The organism is Pseudomonas sp. W2-17 (genome assembly GCF_041060445.1).
Taxonomy (GTDB): Bacteria; Pseudomonadota; Gammaproteobacteria; order Pseudomonadales; family Pseudomonadaceae; genus Aquipseudomonas.
This window is the reverse complement of sequence record NZ_JAUFNS010000001.1, coordinates 237,209-255,166: the sequence shown is the minus strand read 5'-3', so window position 1 is coordinate 255,166 and position 17,958 is coordinate 237,209. Positions and strand designations below refer to the sequence as shown.

The following is a 17,958-nucleotide window of genomic DNA, read 5'->3' as shown; positions in this document are numbered from 1 at the left end:
GTTCGGCTTCGGGGCTCGGCGGGTCAGTGGGTGTGGGCCGAAGCGGCCTGGTCGGGTGGCTGTTTCAATACCATCACCTCGACGGTCAGGTCGCCCGCTTTTTCAAAATGCAGGGTCAGCGGGAAGCTTTGCCCGTCAACTAATCTGCTGCGGTCCTTCAGGTCCAGCAACATCACGTGATAGGCCATGGGCGCGAATGTCACGGTGCCGCCGGCAGGGATATCCACAGTGTCGACGTGCTGCATTTTCATCAGGCCGTCCTGGCTGACGTGCTCATGCAGCTGAGCCGCACCGGCGATGGGGCTGTCGACCGCTTTCAGTCGTTCGGCGTCAGGGCCGTTGTTGGTGATCACAAAATAGGCTGCCACGGTGGGCGCGTTGGGCGGCAGCGCCATCGACCATGGCTGCGCGACGATCAGTTGGCCCTTGGTGTAATCCTGGGCTTCAACGAAACAGGCCGGCAGCGCGAGGGCGATCAGCAGGAGGATTTTGTTCAGCATCAAAACAGGTCTCCGGTTCATTCAGGTACGCGACGGCACAATCGACACATCAGACCCGGGGTGATGCGTGCGGATTGCGTTCAGGCCAGTGCTGACGGGGCGGCGCCCGCAGCACCAATACCGCGACAGGGAAACGCACCGGCTCGACCAGGGCGAACAGTCCGAAACCGATGCGGGTCGGCACTGCAACCAGTGGCGTGGCGTTCGTGCAGCAGGCGCAGTGCTGCATGAATGCGATGTCGGTGTGATAGGGTGATTGTTTATCGATGACTTCAACGGGCGTCATGGCCAGTCGTGACGCGGCGCCAGTGCAGGCGCTTCCCCACACCAGCCGCTCTCCCTCGGGGCGCGGCATGGTCGGTGTCATCGGCATTGCCAGCACGCCGAACAGCAACGCGAAACAGGCCACCCAGGCAAAGGCCCGGCGCCGCTTCTGCGTGATGATTAGATCTTGTTGTTTTTTCATGTCGGCCATTTAGCCTGATCGGCCGCCAGATGTAAAAAGCCCTCCCGCGACCTTATGTCGCGCCGCGGGTTTGGTTCAGGAAGGGTTCAGGCGGTTGAAGTCGGACCGATCCGCAAACCCAGACGATTTTCACGGCATCGTTGGCGTGCCTCAGCCAACGTCCCGCAACGCATCCAGCACCTCACCCACACTCCAGAACGCCCGGTCCACCTCCGGCAACACCGGCCGCTTCAACACCAACACCGGCATCCCGCGTTCTCTCGCCACTGCCAGCTTCGGCTCGGTCGCGGTGCTGCCGCTGTTCTTGCTGATGAGGACATCGATGTTGCGAGTCTCGAACAGCTCGCGCTCGTCCTCCAGCAGGAAAGGCCCGCGGGCGCCGATCACTTCACAGCGTTCATTGCCGGGGTAGATGTCCAGGGCGCGCAGCGTCCAGAACTGGTGGGCGGGAATCTCGTGCAGATGCTGCAAGGGTTCGCGGCCCAAGGTGAACAGGGGGCGCTTAAAAGGGGCGAGGGCGGCGATCAGTTCCGCCCAGTCCGCGACGTCGCGCCAGTCATCGTCTGGACCTGCCTCCCACGCGGGTCGACGCAATGCCCAGCAGGGGACGCCGGTCAGCTTTGCCGCCGTGACAGCGTTCTGGCTCATCTGCGCAGCGTAAGGGTGCGTCGCATCCAGGATCAGATCGATGCCAGTTTGCTGTACGAAGTTTGCCAACCCTTCAGCGCCGCCGAACCCGCCCACACGCACTTCACAGCGCAAGTCGGTGGGCACGCGACCCACGCCCGCCAGGCTGTAAATATGCTGAGGGCCCAGCGTGCGGGCGATCGCCAGTGCGTCGGTGACGCCGCCGAGCAGCAGTACACGTTTCATGGTGTGTGGTTTCAAACAAAGCCTCCCGCGTGGCCGACGATTCCGCCCTGGCGGTCGATGGCAAAGACCTCGACCTGAACCTGCGCCGGCACCACGCTGCGGGCGAAATTCAGTGCGTGCTGACACACCGCATCACCCAGCGCGATGCCGACGGCCGAGGCCATGGCCAGCGCTTGCTGACTGGTGTTGGCCTGGCAAATGTTCTGTTGCAGCTCGGCATCGCCGCCCACATCCGCCGCCCATCGCGCAAGCTGATGCAGATCGATGCTGGAGTGCCGGCTGTGCAAGTCCATGTGGCCGGCCGCCAGCTTGCTGATCTTGCCGAAGCCGCCGCAGACACTGAGTCGTTCCACTGGAGCTTTGCGCAGGTGCTTGAGGACGGCGCCGACAAAATCACCCATCTCGATCAGCGCGATGTCCGGGATCTGATACAGCCGACGCATCGTGTCTTCGCTGGCATTGCCGGTGCAGGCGGCGATGTGCTGATAACCGTTGGTGCGGGCGACGTCGATGCCTTGATGGATCGACGCGATGTACGCCGCGCAGGAAAAGGGCCGGACGATGCCGCTGGTGCCCAGAATCGACAGCCCGCCAAGAATCCCCAGTCGCGGGTTCATGGTTTTCAACGCCAGTTCGCTGCCGTTTTCGACGCAGACCGTCACTTCAAACCCGCCGCCATAGCCGACCTGTTGGGCCAGTTGCGTGAGGTGTTCGGCCATCATCCTGCGCGGCACCGGATTGATCGCCGGCTCGCCGACACCCAGCACCAGGCCCGGGCGGGTGACGGTGCCGACGCCTTCGCCCGCAACAAAACGCACGCCGGGCTCAGCGATCAGCCTGACCTGGGCAGACACCAGCGCGCCATGGGTCACGTCCGGATCATCCCCGGCATCCTTGAGCGTGCCGGCCTCGGCGCCGTCCGCAATCAGGCGGCAGAATTCCAGGCGCATCTGCACGCACTTGCCTTTGGGCAACGTGATTTCGATCGCGTCGTTGGTTTCGCCGGCCAGCAACAGGCGCGCGGCAGCGAGGGACGTCGCCGTGGCGCAGCTGCCGGTGGTCAAGCCGCTGCGCAGCGGAGCGGGTTGTTCGGCGGTTTCGTCGCGCATCAGGGTTTGATCGCTTCGAGCAGGGTGATCGGCAGCGCCTGGCGCCAGGTGTCGAACTCGCCCAGCGGCTTGGCGTGGGCCAGATGAATGCGGGTCAGTTCACCGCCGTATTGCTCGCGCCAGTTCACCAGCATCGCCTCGCTTTGCAGCGTGACGGCATTGGCGACCAGTCGACCGCCCGAGCGCAGGTTTTGCCAGCACGCGTGCAATACACCTTCGCGCGTCACGCCGCCGCCGATAAAGATGGCGTCCGGTTGCTCAAGGCCTTCAAGGGCATCGGGCGCACGTCCACGAATCAGTTGCAGGCCGGGCACGCCCAGCGCATCCCGGTTGAATTCGATCAGGTGCTGCCGGCTCTCATCAGCCTCGACAGCGATGGCGCGGCAGGTCAGGTGCGCGCGCATCCACTCGATGCCGATGGAGCCGCAGCCTGCGCCCACGTCCCACAGCAATTCACCGGGAACGGGGGCGAGGCGGGCCAGGGTAATCGCGCGCACGTCGCGCTTGGTCAACTGACCGTCATGCCGAAACGCTTCGTCCGGCAGACCGCCCAGCGGCGAGAGGCGCAGTGCATCAGGCTGTGCGCGGCACTCGATGGCGACCAGATTCAGCGCCGCGATGTCGGTGGCGTTCCACTCACCCGCAGTGCCCTCGATCTGTCGCTCGGCGCTGCCGCCCAAGTGTTCGAGGACGATCATACGGCTCGGGCCAAACCCGCGTTCGCGGAGCTGCGCCGCGATGGCCGCCGGGCTCGAACCGTCGTTGCTCAGCACCAGCAGGCGCAGGCCATGCTGCAAGTGGGCATTCAGCGCGGGGACCGGGCGGGCGACCACAGACAGCGTTACCACGTCCTGCAACGCCCAACCCAGGCGCGCGGCTGCCAGGGAATAAGAAGACGGTGCGGGAATCACCCGCATCTGCTCGAAGGGGACGAGTTTGGACAGGCTTGCGCCGACGCCGAACAACATGGGATCGCCGCTGGCCAGTACGCAGACCGGGGTGCCGCGTTGTTCCAGCACCGGATTCAGGGAAAACGGGCTCGGCCATTGGCGCTGCTCCGCCTGAATGCACGGCGGCAGTAAGCCCAGTTGTCGCGCGCCGCCGAACACCTGCCGCGCCTGCAACAGCGCGTGCCGAGCGTTTCGGCCCAGGCCTTTATAGCCGTCCTCACCGATTCCCACGACTGTCAGCCACGGCGACATGAATTGCCCTCAACCCGATTGCGTGCAACAGGCCCGCCTGCTCGACCTGTAAAAGTGGCCGGCATGATACCGCGCCGACGGGCCCGGTTCGTACGGGTTTGTGAATCCGACAGAGCGTCTTTTCATGGCAACGGCCAAAGCAGGCATAATACGGCCCCTGTAACTTTTCGTTTCTCTACGCGTCTGCCCGTTCGCACCAGGTGATCCTTTGACCGAGCCGTTGTCTGCTCGCCCATCCGCTACGCCCATCCGCCCCTCGGCTTGCCCGGGGTTGCTGCGTATCGTCCCGGCGCTGGATGGGGGCATCTGCCGGATCAAGCTGCCGGGCGGGGTGCTTTCAGCGGATCAGGCGTTGGCGGTGGCAGACGCCGCCGAGGGGTTCGCCGGCGGTGTGATCGAGGCGACCAATCGCGGCAATCTGCAGATTCGCGGCATTGGCGCCGGCCACGACGGGCTGATTGCCAGCCTGCTCGATGCCGGTCTGGGGCCGAGCAATCCGGCTAGCGACGACGTGCGCAACCTGATGCTCAGCCCGACCGCAGGCCTTGATCCGCTGCAACTGCTGGACGTGCGCCGGCTGGCCGGGCAGATCCTGCATTCCCTTGAGCACCACCCGCGCTTCCATGAGCTGTCGCCCAAGTTTGCACTGTCGCTGGACGGCGGCGAGGGGTTGGCGATGCTCGAGCATCCCCATGATCTCTGGCTGTCACCGTTGCAGGTCGATGGCCAGACGCTGCTGGGATTTGGATTCGCGGGTTGCCCGGCTACCGAGTCGCCGGTGGCGGCGGTGGCACCGGAAGCCGCACACGCATTAGTGGTTGCGGTGCTGGAAACCTTCCTCGACCTCGCTCGCCCCGAACATGCCCGCATGCGTGATCTGCTGAAAGAAGTGCCCGTTGCGCGATTCATCGAACACGTCGCCTCGCGTTTGCCGCAGCCACTCGTGGTAGATCAAAAAGTAACCAGCTGGCGGCGCGCCCCGATTCGGCCGTTTGCGCACATCGGCACGTACTCCCAAGCAAAAGCTGGCGTCGTGGCCGTGGGCGCAGGCGTGCCGTTGGGTCGTTTGCGACCTTCCATGTTGCGCGAAGCCGCCCGACTGGCGATCACGTTCGGCGACGGTCAGTTGTGCATGACCCCTTGGCAAAGCCTCATGTTGCGCAATGTCCCGGCAGGCAATTCGGTGGCCGTGATGGAAGGCTTGGGCCAAGCGGGTTTGCTCGTCGATGCCGCTCAATCGCTGTCGAAAATCGTCGCCTGCACCGGCTCCGCTGCGTGCGCAAAAGGGCTGGCGGACACCAAGGCCGATGCCCTGCTTCTGGCCGCACTGCTGCAAGAAAACGCCATCAGCCGCGCAGTGCATCTGTCCGGCTGCGCGCGTTCATGCGCCGCGGCGCACGTGATGCCGGTGACCTTGCTGGCAGCGTCGCCCGGTCGGTACGACCTTTATTTTCGTCATGCAGAAAAGGCCGGATTCGGCGATCTGCATGCACGTGACCTCACTATTGAAGCAGTCGGCGCGTTGTTGACCGCCGACTCACGGAGCAACACCGATGATTGATTACATCCGCGACGGCCAGGAGATCTACCGTAACTCCTTCGCGATCATTCGTGCCGAAGCCCGGCTCGATTCCATCCCGGCCGACCTGGAAAAACTCGCCGTTCGGGTGATTCACGCTTGTGGCATGGTCGATGCGGTCGAGGGCCTGCGCTTCTCCCCCGGTGCGGGCACGGCCGGTCGCCGCGCGCTGGCAGCCGGTGCGCCGATCCTGTGTGACGCGCACATGGTTGCCGAAGGGGTCACGCGCACGCGTCTGCCGGCCAACAATCAAGTGATCTGCACCCTGAAAAACGAACGCGTGCCGGAGATGGCGCGGGAACTGGGCAACACTCGCTCGGCGGCAGCGCTGGAGCTGTGGCGGCCGCATCTCGAAGGGGCGGTCGTGGTGATCGGCAACGCACCGACCGCGCTGTTTTATCTGCTGGAAATGCTCGACGCCGGCGCACCGAAACCTGCGCTGATCCTGGGTTTTCCGGTGGGTTTCGTCGGCGCCGCTGAATCCAAGGACATGCTCGCTGCCGACAGTCGCGGCGTGCCTTACGTGATCATGCAGGGCCGTCGCGGCGGCAGCGCCATGGCGGCGGCGGCGGTCAACTCACTCGCCACGGAGATCGAATGATGGCACCACGCGGTCGTCTGATTGGCCTGGGCGTGGGGCCGGGTGATCCGGAACTCATTACCGTCAAGGCGCTGCGCCTGCTGCGCGAATCACCGGTGGTCGCGTACTTCGTCGCCAAGGGCAAGAAGGGCAATGCGTTCGGCATCATCGAAGGCCATTTGCAGCAGGCCCAGACGCTGATGCCGCTGGTGTATCCGGTGACCACCGAGGCGTTGCCCGTCCACATGTCTTACGAACAAGTGATCAGCGATTTCTACGACCGCTGCAGCGCTGATCTGGCGGCGCATCTGGACGCCGGGCGCGATGTGGCGGTGATCTGCGAGGGCGACCCGATGTTCTACGGGTCCTACATGTACCTGCACGATCGTCTGGCCGATCACTACGACGCCGAAGTCATCCCGGGCGTCTGTTCGATGCTCGGCGGTGCGTCGGTGCTGGGTGCGCCGCTGGTGTACCGCAATCAGAGCCTGTCGGTGCTGTCCGGCGTGTTGTCCGCCGAGGAACTCAAGCGCAAGCTTGAGGACGCCGACGCTGCGGTGATCATGAAACTGGGGCGCAATCTGCCGAAAGTGCGCCAAGTGCTGGTTGAAACCGGGCTGGCCGAGCGCGCGCTGTACGTCGAGCGCGCGACCATGGCCAATCAGAAGATCGTGCCGCTGGCCGAGGTCGACCCGATGTCTTCGCCGTATTTCTCGCTGATCATTGTCCCCGGCGAACGGTGGCAAGGCTGATGAGCACAACCCCTCTCAACGCCCCGGCCATTGTCATTCTGGGCAAAGGCGCGCTGGCGACGGCGCGACACGTTCAGCAGCTGTACCCCCAAGCGCTGATTTATGGGCTGGCCAGACGTGTCGAAGACGTCGACCGCAGCTATTCGGATTTTGGTTCGACGCTGCGCCAGCTGTATCAGCAAGACACGCCGATCATCGCGCTGTGCGCGGCGGGTATCGTCATCCGCACGCTGGCGCCGGTGTTGCTGGAGAAGGGCGTCGAGCCCCCGGTGCTGGCCGTCGCCGAGGATGGCAGCGCGGTGGTGCCGCTGCTTGGCGGACTGGGCGGCGTCAATGTCATGGCCCGGGAAATCGCCGCCGCGCTGAACACTGCAGCGGCGATCACCACCAGCGGCGAACTGCGCTTCGGCACCTGTCTGCTTAATCCTCCCGCCGGCTATGCGTTGGGCGATCTTGAGTTGGGCAAGCGCTTCGTCAGCGATTTGCTGTCGGGCGAAAGCGTGCGCGTCGAGGGCGCGGCGCCGTGGCTGGCGCAGGCGCAGCTGCCTGAGGATGACCAGGCGCAGTTGGCTATTCACGTGGGTTACGCCGAGCGCGAGCCCAACGACCACGAACTGTTGATCTACCCGCGCAACGTGCTGGTGGCGGTGAGCGGTGATCTGGAAGATCCCGCCGATACCGTGAAAGCCGCGCTGCATGATTCGCGCATCGCCGTGCAGGCGCTGGGCTGTTTACTGGCCAGCAAAGCCGAGATGGCCAATCCTGCGCTGCATGCGGCTGCCGAATCCCTGGGCGTTGCCCTGCGTTTCACTGCTGCCGATACGCCCGCCGAAATGACCCGGCAGGTATTGCCGCAACTGTTGCCACCGCTTACGCCAGCGGCAGGTGTTGCCATTGCCGTCGCGCCGCAGCCCTTGGAGGTTCAGCAGATCGGCTGTGCACGGGGGCGGCTGGCGGTCATCGGGCTCGGCCCGGGCGCCACCGAATTCATGATTCCCGCCGTTAAAGCCGAGCTGGCGCGCGCCAATGATGTATTGGGCTACGAAACCTACGTGCGCATGGCTGGGCCTTTCCGCGCCGACCAAGTGCTCCACTGCACCGACAACCGTGAAGAAATGCTGCGCGCCCGGCATGCATTCGAGCTGGCTGCTGAAGGGCGATCGGTAGTGGTGGTTTCATCGGGTGATCCCGGCGTGTTCGCCATGGCCGCGGCGGTGCTGGAAGCGCTGCATGAGTCGGACAATCCCGACTGGCACCGGGTGGACTTGCACATCCTGCCGGGGGTCTCGGCTTCGCTGGCGACGGCGGCGCTGGCGGGTGCGCCCTTGGGTCATGACTTCTGCGTGATGTCCCTGTCGGACAACCTCAAGCCCTGGGAGATCATCGAGAAGCGCCTTGATCTCGCCTGCCAGGCGGATCTGGCGCTGGCGTTCTACAACCCGATCTCGCGCTCTCGCCCCTGGCAGCTGGGGCGGGCGCTGGAAATTGTGCGCCAGCATCGCGGTCCGGACACCCCGGTGACCCTGGGGCGGGATATTGGCCGGCCGGCGCAGACCTTGCGGGTCATCACCCTCGGTGAACTGATGCCGGAGCATGTCGACATGCGCACGATGGTGTTGATCGGCTCGTCGCTCACCTGCGTATTCCCTCGCGCCAATGGCCAGCAGTGGGTCTACACGCCGCGCTGGTACGGTGCCAAGCCGATGTGAGCGACGGTTCGGTTTGCGTTGTGGGATTGGTCCGATAACTCGCGCAGGCCTGACGCCAAGGCCGTGACGAAACCGCTGCAGACGCCTGCGGAAATCCCGTTGGCCGGACTCGGGGTTACGTCGTCCGGTTCCGCGTTGACTGACCCGACCCTCGAAAGCGTCCGAGTTCCTTGAGGTGTAGACGCTTCATGTTTCCTGAATTCGGCGCTTTGCTGTAGGACGGGCTGCGCAAACGCACCGCGGGAGCCCTTTGCCACTGCGTTGCGACCCAAGGAAATTTCGTTAACCTCGGTGGTGTCCACGACGGACATTCCCACCAGTTAAAGGATTAACGAAATGACACATGAAGCAAACCTCACCGATTCTGAACGCCGCGCTTTTCTTGCCGGTTGCGAACTGGCCGACTGTTCTCACTCGCTGATTGACCACGTTTCAAAGATGGGTGTGCCGGCCATAGACACTCCCCCTCAGGGCGCTGTAGTCGGCAGTAATCTCCTCGCCTTTGCAGAAGGTGTTTCGCGGCAGAACAAGGAAGACGTTATGGATTCCTTCCTGTACGCAACGATGGTGGCTAACAAAGCGTTCAATCCAGAGACTCAGAGTCAGGAGTGGTACGGGCGCTTCAACCGAGTGCTGTCAACCCTGGGCTGGCTCTCAACCAACTGGAGTTACGCCCGTTATCGCTCCTCCCACCAGCAGTTCAGCATGGAGCAAGCAGGGCTTGAGATTCTGGGCTCGGCTATCGCTGCTGCCGCTCTGCCCGGACCTGCCAGTGCCGCAATGCTTAAAGTGGCTGGCGATGCCATCGCTGCGCTGAGGGCTCAGGAAAAACCGCTGCAATTGTTCGAGCGTCAGACCAAGACTCATCGGGGTGCAAGCTTCCGGGTCGGCGCATGTGCCGAGTCCGCGGAAGGAACCGTCACGATGGCAATGGGCGCGGTCAACTTCTCCGCCAACTCGACCGTCACCGACGTGCTCTTCTGGACATGGAACAGCGCAGACGTGTCGACTTTCCGGGGCGAGGATATCCTGGTGTTCAACACCCGCGTCTACTCGCGCATTCGCAATCAGGTTCTGGAGCAATTGAGCAAGAGCGCTTCTTTGGCCATCTCGGAATTCGAGATCTGAACAAAAAGGGAGGCGCCATGCGCCTCCTTTTCTCTGGAGATGTGCCATGCATCAGGGAATGATTGAAGCCCGGATCAGCGCAGGGTGCTTATTGTTCATGCACCGTGACTGCACGGATACCCATAAGAGCGATATCGCTGATTGCGTGTTGTACACGCAACTGGCGGCCACAAAAAAACACGAACGGTTTGCCGCAACGCCTGCGTGGAACGAGACCTGGCTCGCGGCCTTCACCCGCTTTGGCGGGATGCTGAAAGCCCATGAGGCGGTCAGCTGCCCGGCGCTGGAGCTTGGTCCCGGCTCTGTGTGGGCATGGATGAAAAGCAGACTACCGCTCTTCATACCTGGCGCTATGGTATTTGAGAGTGAATCCGCCGCGTGGCGCGCTCTGTCCAGCCATCCCGCTCAGCCAGCCTTCGACCTGCTGGCCGCTCAGGTGCTTGAGCCGAAGGCGACGGCGATTCCGGGGGAGATCCGCAACGAGCAGAAAGTGGTGATGCAAATCGCTTTCCTGGATGAAAACTCAACGCTTTCGGTTGTCCTGGTCACCTTTACTCACCGCTTGCCGCTGACCAATGACTTTCTGTTCGAGCCTCTACAGCCCGGCGATATCATCGGCAACGTCGAGTTGCGGTTCTACTCTCTGCGGCTGATGGATTTGGTCTACTCGCCGTTTCGCCAGAAGATCAGCCAAGCGCTGGAGGATCGTCGACCCACCCTGGTGAGTGCGCTGGCAGGAGCTGACGCATGAGCGCTACAGGGGCGGTCGTCGGTAATGGTCTGGTGTCGTTGTCGGCCGGCATCAAGAAGCAGGACCGCGAGGATCTGTTTGACTGCCTGCTGCGAGCCGAGCGAGTGGCCGGTCAGGTCAGCCGGGATGAGCATTTCACCTACTGGGCGTACCGGTATGGCAAGGCTCTGGAGCAACGAAGTTTCGTGAAACTGAGTCCGATCATGCATCAGCCGATGGTGATCCGGAGCGCATCAGAGCTGGAGGAAATCAGCTTCAGTGTTATCGAATCACGCGGGTCCGCTCTGTTGGCGCGACAGGCGCAGGCGTCGCTTCAGGCCATGCAGATTCACCACTATGCGCAGCACTTTTTTGAAAGCATCAACGGAAACAGCGTCATCGCGGGCTTTCAGGTCATTCCGTGCGCAGTGGACTCGGCAGGTGCTGTGATGGTGCTGCTGTGCGGCATCCAGATGACAGGTAACGTTGAGACACGGGATTTCGACTTCTGGTCTGACTCACGCAGTGAGCTGACGTTGCGTATCACGGGAGGGGCCTACCGTTTTGATCGTCGAGATTACGCCAGGCATCGCGATGCCGTCGCAAGGGAGCTGGATGCCCATGGACCGCGGGCCATTCAGACCTTTGCGCTCTGAGCGCGCGTCAGGTCAGCAGGTAGCCCTTGATGCCGGTGAAGATGATCTGGGCCGCGAGTGCGCATACAAACAACCCCATCAGGCGGCTGACAATCTGTAGCCCCTGATCCCCTAAAATTCGCTCGATGCTGTTGGACAGGTAGAGGATTACGCCCACCGTCAGGCTGGCCAGCGCGATGCTGACGATAGCAGTGAGTTTGTCATCCCAATGGGGCTGGCTGATGCCCATCACCAGCAGTGCACCAATGGTGCCGGGGCCGACGGTGATGGGAATGGTCAGCGGCACGATGGCGACGTCCTGCTGAACATTGTCGGTCTGCACGCCGGACTTGCCCTGGGCCATGGCCAGGGCGGAGATGAACAGCACACTGCCGGCACCGATACGGAAGGCGTCGGCGGTGATGCCGAAGACCCCGAAAATCACCCGCCCGAACAGGTACAGCAGGACGCTGGAAACCAGGGTCGCGAAGGCGATCTTCCAGGCCAGGTGCCGACGTTCCTTGCGCGAATAACCGCGGCTCAGGGAAATAAAACAGGACAGGACGAAGAACGGGCTATAGAGCACCAGCATCTTCAGGTAAACGCTGAACAGCACGTGAAGCATGGTTTGAGCTCATGGCAGCAGACTGGGACGGCGCCAAGTCTATCAGCCCGTCACGGACACTTGGCGGTCAGTTTTGCTCGTAGCGGTCTTCGCCACGGATGGCGCGTGTCGCCTCATCCCGGGCACGCTGTTCCACCCAGTATTCGACCAGCTCGCGTAACTGCGACAGCTCCACCGGTTTGGACATGTGGCCGTCCATCCCGGACTGGCGCGCGCGATCCTTGTGCTCCGCAAGGATGTGCGCAGTCAACGCCACCACAGGGGTGCGAATGCGCTGGTTGCCGGTTTCCCAGGCGCGAAACTGCTGTGTGGCCGAGAACCCGTCAAGGATCGGCATTTCGCAATCCATCAGCACCAGGTCATAGCGCTGGGTCTTCATCGCCAGCAGCGCCTCTTCGCCATTGCTGGCGGTGTCCGGCTGAAGGTTGAGCTTGCCAAGCATGCCGCGAATGACCTTGGTGGAAATGCTGTTGTCTTCGGCGACCAGAATGCGGAAATCGCTGGGCACATCGATGTCGCTGATCAGCCCCGGCGCCGCAGGGAAGGGCGCGTTACCTTTGCTGCGCTGATTAAGCTCGTCCGCCAGCGTGGTCTTCAGCGTGTACCCGGCGACCGGTTTGGCGAGGATGCGTTTGACCCCGGCATTGCGCGCGATGACCTTGCTCGGCGCGTTGCTGATACCCGTGAGCATGATCAACAGAATGTCGTGGTTCAGGCTCGGGTCTTCCTTGATCTTGGCAGCCAGTTGCATGCCGGTCATGCCGGGCATGTTCTGGTCGAGCAAGACGATATCGAAGTAGTCGCGCAGGTGAGCCTTGGTGCGCAGCAGCGCCAGTGCTTCCTTGCCCGATGGCACGGCGCTGACGTTCAGCCCCCAGGCGCTGCACTGCTGGACCAGTACCTTGCGGCAGGTGTCGTTGTCATCGACCACCAGAACCCGCGCGCCTTTGAGCGGGCTGTCCAGATCAGCGGGCGGCTGCTCCAGTCGTTCTGCATCAAGGGGCAGACTCAGCCACAACGTGCTGCCCTGATTGGTGCCGCTCTGGATGCCGAACTCGCCGTTCATCAAGAGGATCAGCTGTCGGGCAATGACCAGCCCCAGGTGACCGCCGACCTTGCTGGCGGCCAGGAAATTCTTGCTGTGCAGTTCGGCGTGCAGCAGTGCGTCGCGTTCCTTGGGCGTCAGCGGCGTGCCGCTGTCCTGCACCGCGATGCGCAGCCGTGGCTTGCCGCCGCGGGAGTCGAGGGCGACGACCAACAGGATCTCGCCCTCGTCGGTCTTCTTTAAGGCGTTCTCCAGCAAGCTGAGCAGCGTCTGCCGCAGGCGTGTCGGGTCACCGCTGATGACGCGCGGCACCTGGGGCTGAATGAAGCTGATCAGTTCGACACTTTGTTGCTCGGCCTTGGCGCGGAAGATGCTCAGGCAGTCCTCGATCATCGCGTTGAGATCGAACTGCACGTCGTCCAGCTCGATCTGCCCGGACTCCAGCTTGGTGATGTCGAGGATTTCGTTGATCAGAGTGAGCAGTTCGTTGCCGGCGCTGTGAATGGTCTGCACGTAATCGCGCTGTTTGACCGACAACGGCGTGCCCAGCAGCAGCTCGGTCATCCCCAGAACGCCGTTCATGGGCGTGCGGATCTCGTGACTGATCTTCGCCAGAAACTCGGCCTTGGCGTTGATCTCTGCCGTGCTCGCCGCCAGTTCACGGCTGATGCTGAAGTTGTCTTCGGTGATGCTGCGATGACGCTCGCTGAGGGCGATGCTCATCAGCAGGCCGCACAGGCAAAACACCGCCAGCACCCCGATGATCAGCGTCTGCGCCGGAATGCTCGTCAGCCAGAGCATGGCCGGCAGCACCACGAGATTGCCGAGATTGAACGCGATCATGGCGATCACGAACGGCCTGGCAGGGGAGTAACCCTTCTGCAGGTGGTAGATCGACACCAGCGTGATGCTGACCGTGGTCAGTGCCACCAGCAGGAACGTCATGATGTTCAGCGGCAACGTTTCAACGAACAGCACCAGCAGCGCGCCAAAGCCGACCACCAGCAGCACGCCCATCAGCAGCCGGTTGAGTATCTCGACCCCGCGCTGAATGAAGAAACAGTACGTGTACATCAGCCCTGTCGCGGCGGCGAGCAGCAGAGCCAGGTGAGCGCTCGGCGTCTGCGCCAGATGCCAGCGCGGCAGCCATGGCGCCTGAAGGTTGAGCAGCAGTAAGGCGCTCAGCCCCAGAAACGCCTCGCACGCTGCCAGCCACAAGCTACTGACCGAGCGGGACTGGGCGAAGCGCGTGAGGTTCTGCACGATCAGCATGGCCAGCGAACCGAAGAACAGACCGAGCAGCAGCGGTCGGCGCTCGTCTGCGGCACTGGTGACGGCGGACTGCAGAGTGATGTTCGGGCGCAGTTCCTGCTCGGACTTGAGGCGCAAATACAGGTCGAGCGGCTTGTCGCTCTGGGGCACCGGCAGCAGGAAATCCAGTGACGGCAGGGGTTGGGCTTCGCGCGGCACCCGGTTACCGGAGCGCGAATGATCGATCAGGCTGTCGCCGTCGAGCACGTACATGTCGACCGTTGCCAGGTCCGGCGCAAAGATCCGCACCAGTTGTTCATGGGTGGTCGGGGGCAGGCGGTAGTGCAGCCACAGTGCGGCGTCGCGGCTTGTCGCGCGCACCTTGTCGAGTTCGACCGGGCTGAACTGGGATTCGTAGTGGGGGGAGCGGATGTCGCTGAGGTTCAGGTTCGCCTGATCGTCGACAAGGGTTGACCAGCCTGCACTGACCTCGGCGGCGGCCGAGGATATACAGAGCAGGGTCAGCAATGTGACGGTCAAACGAGTGGCAATCCTGAGCCAGCGCACGGCGAAATCCCTTCGTGAATGAAGCCTGTTTAACTCTGGGGCACCGGATGAACGATCAGCGACTCGACGAGGAGTCGCTGATCGGGCCGAGGCTCACGCCAGATCTTCGCCGCGTTCCCGGGCAATGGCGCGGTAGCCAATGTCCTTGCGGTAGAAACAACCGTTCCAGTCAATCTTTGCCGCCAGTTCGTACGCTTGTTTCTGCGCATCGCCAACGGTGTCGCCCAGGGCCGTCGCGCACAGCACGCGACCGCCGGAGGTTACGATACGGCCATCCTGCAATGCGGTGCCAGCGTGGAACACTTTGCCCGGCAACGCCGCCGCAGCTTCAAGCCCGTGGATCTCGTCGCCCTTGGCGTAGTCGGCCGGGTAACCGCCGGCTGCCAGTACGATTCCCAGACTCGGACGCGGATCCCACTGAGCATCCACTGTATCCAGCGTTTGCGCCAGAGCGGCTTCGACCAGCGACACCAGGCTCGACTGCAGACGCAGCATGACCGGCTGGGTTTCCGGATCACCAAAGCGGCAGTTGAACTCGATGACTTTCGGATTGCCAGCCTTGTCGATCATCAGACCAGCATAGAGGAAACCGGTGTAAATGTTGCCCTCGGCAGCCATGCCCCTGACGGTCGGCCATATGACCTGATCCATCACGCGCTGGTGAACCTCGGCGGTGACCACCGGGGCCGGGGAATAGGCGCCCATGCCGCCGGTGTTCGGCCCGCTGTCGCCGTCGCCGACGCGTTTGTGGTCCTGGCTGGTGGCCATGGGCAGCACGTTCTTGCCGTCGACCATGACGATGAAGCTGGCTTCTTCGCCATCGAGGAATTCCTCGATCACCACGCGTGAACCTGCGTCGCCGAAGGCATTGCCGGCCAGCATGTCGCGCACGGCGTCTTCTGCTTCCGCGAGGGTCATCGCGACGATTACGCCTTTGCCCGCGGCCAGGCCGTCAGCCTTGATGACGATCGGCGCGCCTTTCTCTTGCAGGTACGCCAGTGCCGGTTCGATCTCGGTGAAGTTCTGGTAATCGGCAGAGGGAATAGCGTGGCGCGCCAGGAAATCCTTGGTGAAGGCCTTGGAGCCTTCCAGCTGCGCGGCGCCCTTGGTCGGGCCGAAACAGTTCAGGCCACGGGCACGGAACAGGTCGACAACACCGGCCACCAGCGGCACTTCCGGACCGACGATGGTCAGCGCGACGTTCTTTTCAGCGAAATCGGCGAGTTGCTCAAGCGCCAGTACGTCGATGGCGACGTTTTCGCACTTGGCTTCAGTGGCCGTACCCGCATTGCCCGGGGCGACGAAGACTTTCTCGACACGAGCGTCCTGCGCGACCTTCCAGGCCAGAGCGTGTTCACGGCCACCGCTGCCAATGATCAAAACATTCATTTCCAAAACCTCTATAACGACAACGCGTAAAAATCCGAAGGCAAAAAGCGTGGGACGCCGAACGCAGACTGTGGGACCGGCTTTAGCCGGGAAGAGGACAGTACATCCGACACATCTGTCGGGTCAGTCATGCCGCCTTCCCGGCTAAAGCCGGTCCTACAAAAGCCAACAGCGTAAACCGTATCAGTGACGGAAATGGCGCATGCCGGTGAATACCATTGCGATGCCTGCTTCGTCCGCTGCTGCAATCACCTCGGCGTCACGCATCGAGCCGCCTGGCTGGATCACTGCGGTGATGCCAACCTTGGCCGCATTGTCGATGCCGTCGCGGAACGGGAAGAACGCATCGGAAGCCATGACAGCGCCCTGCACCTGCAAACCGGCGTGTTCGGCCTTGATCGCCGCGATGCGCGCGGAATTCACGCGGCTCATCTGGCCGGCGCCGACGCCGATGGTCTGGCGGTTCTTGGCGTAAACGATGGCGTTGGATTTCACGTACTTGGCGACTTTCCAGGCGAAGATCAGGTCGTGAACTTCCTGCTCGGTCGGCGCACGTTGGGTGACCACTTTCAGGTCGTCGGCGCCGATCATGCCGATGTCGCGGCTCTGCACCAGCAGTCCACCGTTGACGCGCTTGTAATCCCAGGCTGGCGCGCGCTCGGCGTCCCACTGGCCGCTGGTCAACAGGCGTACGTTGGCTTTGCTGGCGATGATGGCCTGGGCTTCGGCGCTGACGCTCGGGGCGATGATCACTTCGACGAACTGACGCTCGACGATGGCCTTGGCTGTCTCGGCATCCAGCTCACGGTTGAAGGCAATGATGCCGCCGAACGCTGATTCGCTGTCGGTGGCATAAGCCAGTTCGTAGGCCTGACGAATGCCGCCTTCCGCGTCCGGGCTTACCGCAACGCCGCACGGGTTGGCGTGCTTGACGATCACGCACGCGGGTTTGACGAAGCTCTTCACGCACTCAAGCGCCGCGTCGGTATCGGCGACGTTGTTGTAGGAAAGCTCTTTGCCTTGCAGTTGGGTCGCGGTGGCGATGCCCACTTCGGCAGGCTTGGCTTCAACGTAGAACGCCGCGCTCTGGTGCGGGTTCTCGCCGTAGCGCATTTCCTGCGCCTTGACGAACTGAGTGTTGAAGGTGCGCGGGAATTCGCTGCGGCCTTCGGTGCTCAGGGTTTCAGCGGACTGGTCAACGCTGCCCAGGTAGTTGGCGATCATGCCGTCGTAGGCCGCGGTGTGCTCGAAAGCCTTGAGCATCAGATCGAAGCGCTGCGCGTAAGTCAGGCCACCGGCCTTGAGGCTTTTCAGCACGTTCGTGTAATCGCTGGCGTTGACGACGATGGCAACATCTTTGTGGTTTTTGGCGGCAGAGCGAACCATGGTCGGGCCGCCGATATCGATGTTCTCGATGGCCGTCGGCAGGTCGCAGCCCGGCTTGGAAACTGTCGCTTCGAACGGATAGAGATTCACGGCGACCAGGTCGATCGGCTTGATGCCGTGGTCGCTCATGATGGCGTCGTCGATGCCGCGACGGCCGAGGATGCCGCCGTGGATTTTCGGGTGCAGCGTCTTGACCCGGCCATCCATCATTTCAGCGAAGCCTGTGTAGTCGGCGACTTCTACTGCGGCAACGCCGTTGTCCTTGAGCAGCTTGAACGTACCGCCAGTGGAGAGGATCTCGACACCGAGGGCTTCTAGTTCACGCGCGAATTCAAGGATGCCGGTCTTGTCGGATACGCTGATCAAGGCGCGGCGGATCGGCAGGCGGGTCGTCTGGTCGGTCATCTCAACTTCCATCAAAAGCAAAAGAAT

Annotated in this window: 16 protein-coding genes; 7 read left to right on the top strand and 9 right to left on the bottom strand. The window is 62.7% G+C overall.

Annotation, left to right across the window (positions count from 1 at the left end; genetic code table 11):
• Window positions 1-23 precede the first annotated feature (23 nt).
• The 5 genes from QWI20_RS01250 to cbiE all read right to left on the bottom strand — a co-directional run bounded on the left by QWI20_RS01250 (window position 24) and on the right by cbiE (window position 4,150).
• Window positions 24-500 (bottom strand): copper chaperone PCu(A)C, encoded by a 477-nt coding sequence (locus QWI20_RS01250; protein ID WP_369303808.1) that lies wholly within the window; start codon window positions 498-500, stop codon window positions 24-26.
• A 49-nt stretch (window positions 501-549) separates the two neighbouring features.
• Window positions 550-975, bottom strand: a complete 426-nt coding sequence (locus QWI20_RS01245; protein WP_369303807.1) for a DUF2946 domain-containing protein — start codon at window positions 973-975, stop codon at window positions 550-552.
• Window positions 976-1,116: 141 nt separating this feature from the next.
• Window positions 1,117-1,839 carry a cobalt-precorrin-6A reductase gene (locus tag QWI20_RS01240; protein ID WP_369303996.1) on the bottom strand — a complete coding sequence of 241 codons (723 nt, stop codon included), beginning with the start codon at window positions 1,837-1,839 and terminating at the stop codon, window positions 1,117-1,119.
• 11 nt (window positions 1,840-1,850) lie between these two features.
• The gene (locus tag QWI20_RS01235) at window positions 1,851-2,948 is read right to left on the bottom strand and encodes a cobalt-precorrin-5B (C(1))-methyltransferase (RefSeq protein WP_369303806.1); all 1,098 of its coding nucleotides are present in this window, start codon (window positions 2,946-2,948) and stop codon (window positions 1,851-1,853) included.
• The gene (gene cbiE / locus QWI20_RS01230) at window positions 2,948-4,150 is read right to left on the bottom strand and encodes a precorrin-6y C5,15-methyltransferase (decarboxylating) subunit CbiE (RefSeq protein WP_369303805.1); all 1,203 of its coding nucleotides are present in this window, start codon (window positions 4,148-4,150) and stop codon (window positions 2,948-2,950) included. Before cbiE ends, QWI20_RS01235 begins: the two co-directional genes overlap by 1 nt.
• 208 nt (window positions 4,151-4,358) lie before the next feature.
• Here cbiE and cobG point away from each other — a divergent pair, with 208 nt between their 5' ends.
• The 7 genes from cobG (at window position 4,359) to QWI20_RS01195 (ending at window position 11,284) form a co-directional block, all read left to right on the top strand.
• Window positions 4,359-5,711: a precorrin-3B synthase gene (gene cobG / locus QWI20_RS01225; protein ID WP_369303803.1), complete on the top strand. Its 1,353-nt coding sequence runs from the start codon at window positions 4,359-4,361 to the stop codon at window positions 5,709-5,711.
• Window positions 5,704-6,330, top strand: a complete 627-nt coding sequence (locus QWI20_RS01220) for a precorrin-8X methylmutase (RefSeq protein WP_108119017.1) — start codon at window positions 5,704-5,706, stop codon at window positions 6,328-6,330. Before cobG ends, QWI20_RS01220 begins: the two co-directional genes overlap by 8 nt.
• A complete protein-coding gene (locus tag QWI20_RS01215; protein WP_244655966.1) occupies window positions 6,327-7,061 on the top strand; it encodes a precorrin-2 C(20)-methyltransferase in 735 nt (244 codons plus the stop codon). The genes QWI20_RS01220 and QWI20_RS01215 overlap by 4 nt, the downstream gene beginning before the upstream one ends.
• Window positions 7,061-8,770 (top strand): precorrin-3B C(17)-methyltransferase, encoded by a 1,710-nt coding sequence (gene cobJ / locus QWI20_RS01210; RefSeq protein ID WP_369303802.1) that lies wholly within the window; start codon window positions 7,061-7,063, stop codon window positions 8,768-8,770. Before QWI20_RS01215 ends, cobJ begins: the two co-directional genes overlap by 1 nt.
• Before the next feature lie 336 nt (window positions 8,771-9,106).
• The gene (locus QWI20_RS01205; protein WP_369303801.1) at window positions 9,107-9,898 is read left to right on the top strand and encodes a hypothetical protein; all 792 of its coding nucleotides are present in this window, start codon (window positions 9,107-9,109) and stop codon (window positions 9,896-9,898) included.
• Between the two features lie 46 nt (window positions 9,899-9,944).
• Complete coding sequence (locus QWI20_RS01200; RefSeq protein WP_369303800.1) at window positions 9,945-10,649, top strand: hypothetical protein; 705 nt, start codon at window positions 9,945-9,947, stop codon at window positions 10,647-10,649.
• A complete protein-coding gene (locus QWI20_RS01195) occupies window positions 10,646-11,284 on the top strand; it encodes a hypothetical protein (protein ID WP_369303799.1) in 639 nt (212 codons plus the stop codon). The genes QWI20_RS01200 and QWI20_RS01195 overlap by 4 nt, the downstream gene beginning before the upstream one ends.
• Before the next feature lie 7 nt (window positions 11,285-11,291).
• Here QWI20_RS01195 and QWI20_RS01190 read toward each other — a convergent pair whose 3' ends face one another.
• The 4 genes from QWI20_RS01190 to purH all read right to left on the bottom strand — a co-directional run bounded on the left by QWI20_RS01190 (window position 11,292) and on the right by purH (window position 17,931).
• Window positions 11,292-11,888: a MarC family protein gene (locus tag QWI20_RS01190; RefSeq protein ID WP_369303797.1), complete on the bottom strand. Its 597-nt coding sequence runs from the start codon at window positions 11,886-11,888 to the stop codon at window positions 11,292-11,294.
• 67 nt (window positions 11,889-11,955) lie between these two features.
• Complete coding sequence (locus QWI20_RS01185) at window positions 11,956-14,751, bottom strand: response regulator (protein ID WP_369303796.1); 2,796 nt, start codon at window positions 14,749-14,751, stop codon at window positions 11,956-11,958.
• A gap of 93 nt (window positions 14,752-14,844) precedes the next feature.
• Window positions 14,845-16,140 carry a phosphoribosylamine--glycine ligase gene (gene purD, locus QWI20_RS01180; protein WP_369303795.1) on the bottom strand — a complete coding sequence of 432 codons (1,296 nt, stop codon included), beginning with the start codon at window positions 16,138-16,140 and terminating at the stop codon, window positions 14,845-14,847.
• A 183-nt stretch (window positions 16,141-16,323) separates the two neighbouring features.
• Complete coding sequence (gene purH / locus QWI20_RS01175; protein ID WP_369303794.1) at window positions 16,324-17,931, bottom strand: bifunctional phosphoribosylaminoimidazolecarboxamide formyltransferase/IMP cyclohydrolase; 1,608 nt, start codon at window positions 17,929-17,931, stop codon at window positions 16,324-16,326.
• Window positions 17,932-17,958: the final 27 nt, after the last annotated feature.

Bases quoted from the DNA above. Each gene is read 5' to 3' on its own strand.
- QWI20_RS01250 (WP_369303808.1), bottom strand. From the start codon at position 500: ATGCTGAACAAAATCCTCCTGCTGATCGCCCTCGCGCTGCCGGCCTGT.
- QWI20_RS01245 (WP_369303807.1), bottom strand. From the start codon at position 975: ATGGCCGACATGAAAAAACAACAAGATCTAATCATCACGCAGAAGCGG.
- QWI20_RS01240 (WP_369303996.1), bottom strand. From the start codon at position 1,839: ATGAAACGTGTACTGCTGCTCGGCGGCGTCACCGACGCACTGGCGATC.
- QWI20_RS01235 (WP_369303806.1), bottom strand. From the start codon at position 2,948: ATGCGCGACGAAACCGCCGAACAACCCGCTCCGCTGCGCAGCGGCTTG.
- cbiE (WP_369303805.1), bottom strand. From the start codon at position 4,150: ATGTCGCCGTGGCTGACAGTCGTGGGAATCGGTGAGGACGGCTATAAA.
- QWI20_RS01220 (WP_108119017.1), top strand. From the start codon at position 5,704: ATGATTGATTACATCCGCGACGGCCAGGAGATCTACCGTAACTCCTTC.
- QWI20_RS01215 (WP_244655966.1), top strand. From the start codon at position 6,327: ATGATGGCACCACGCGGTCGTCTGATTGGCCTGGGCGTGGGGCCGGGT.
- cobJ (WP_369303802.1), top strand. From the start codon at position 7,061: ATGAGCACAACCCCTCTCAACGCCCCGGCCATTGTCATTCTGGGCAAA.
- QWI20_RS01205 (WP_369303801.1), top strand. From the start codon at position 9,107: ATGACACATGAAGCAAACCTCACCGATTCTGAACGCCGCGCTTTTCTT.
- QWI20_RS01200 (WP_369303800.1), top strand. From the start codon at position 9,945: ATGCATCAGGGAATGATTGAAGCCCGGATCAGCGCAGGGTGCTTATTG.
- QWI20_RS01195 (WP_369303799.1), top strand. From the start codon at position 10,646: ATGAGCGCTACAGGGGCGGTCGTCGGTAATGGTCTGGTGTCGTTGTCG.
- QWI20_RS01190 (WP_369303797.1), bottom strand. From the start codon at position 11,888: ATGCTTCACGTGCTGTTCAGCGTTTACCTGAAGATGCTGGTGCTCTAT.
- purD (WP_369303795.1), bottom strand. From the start codon at position 16,140: ATGAATGTTTTGATCATTGGCAGCGGTGGCCGTGAACACGCTCTGGCC.
- purH (WP_369303794.1), bottom strand. From the start codon at position 17,931: ATGACCGACCAGACGACCCGCCTGCCGATCCGCCGCGCCTTGATCAGC.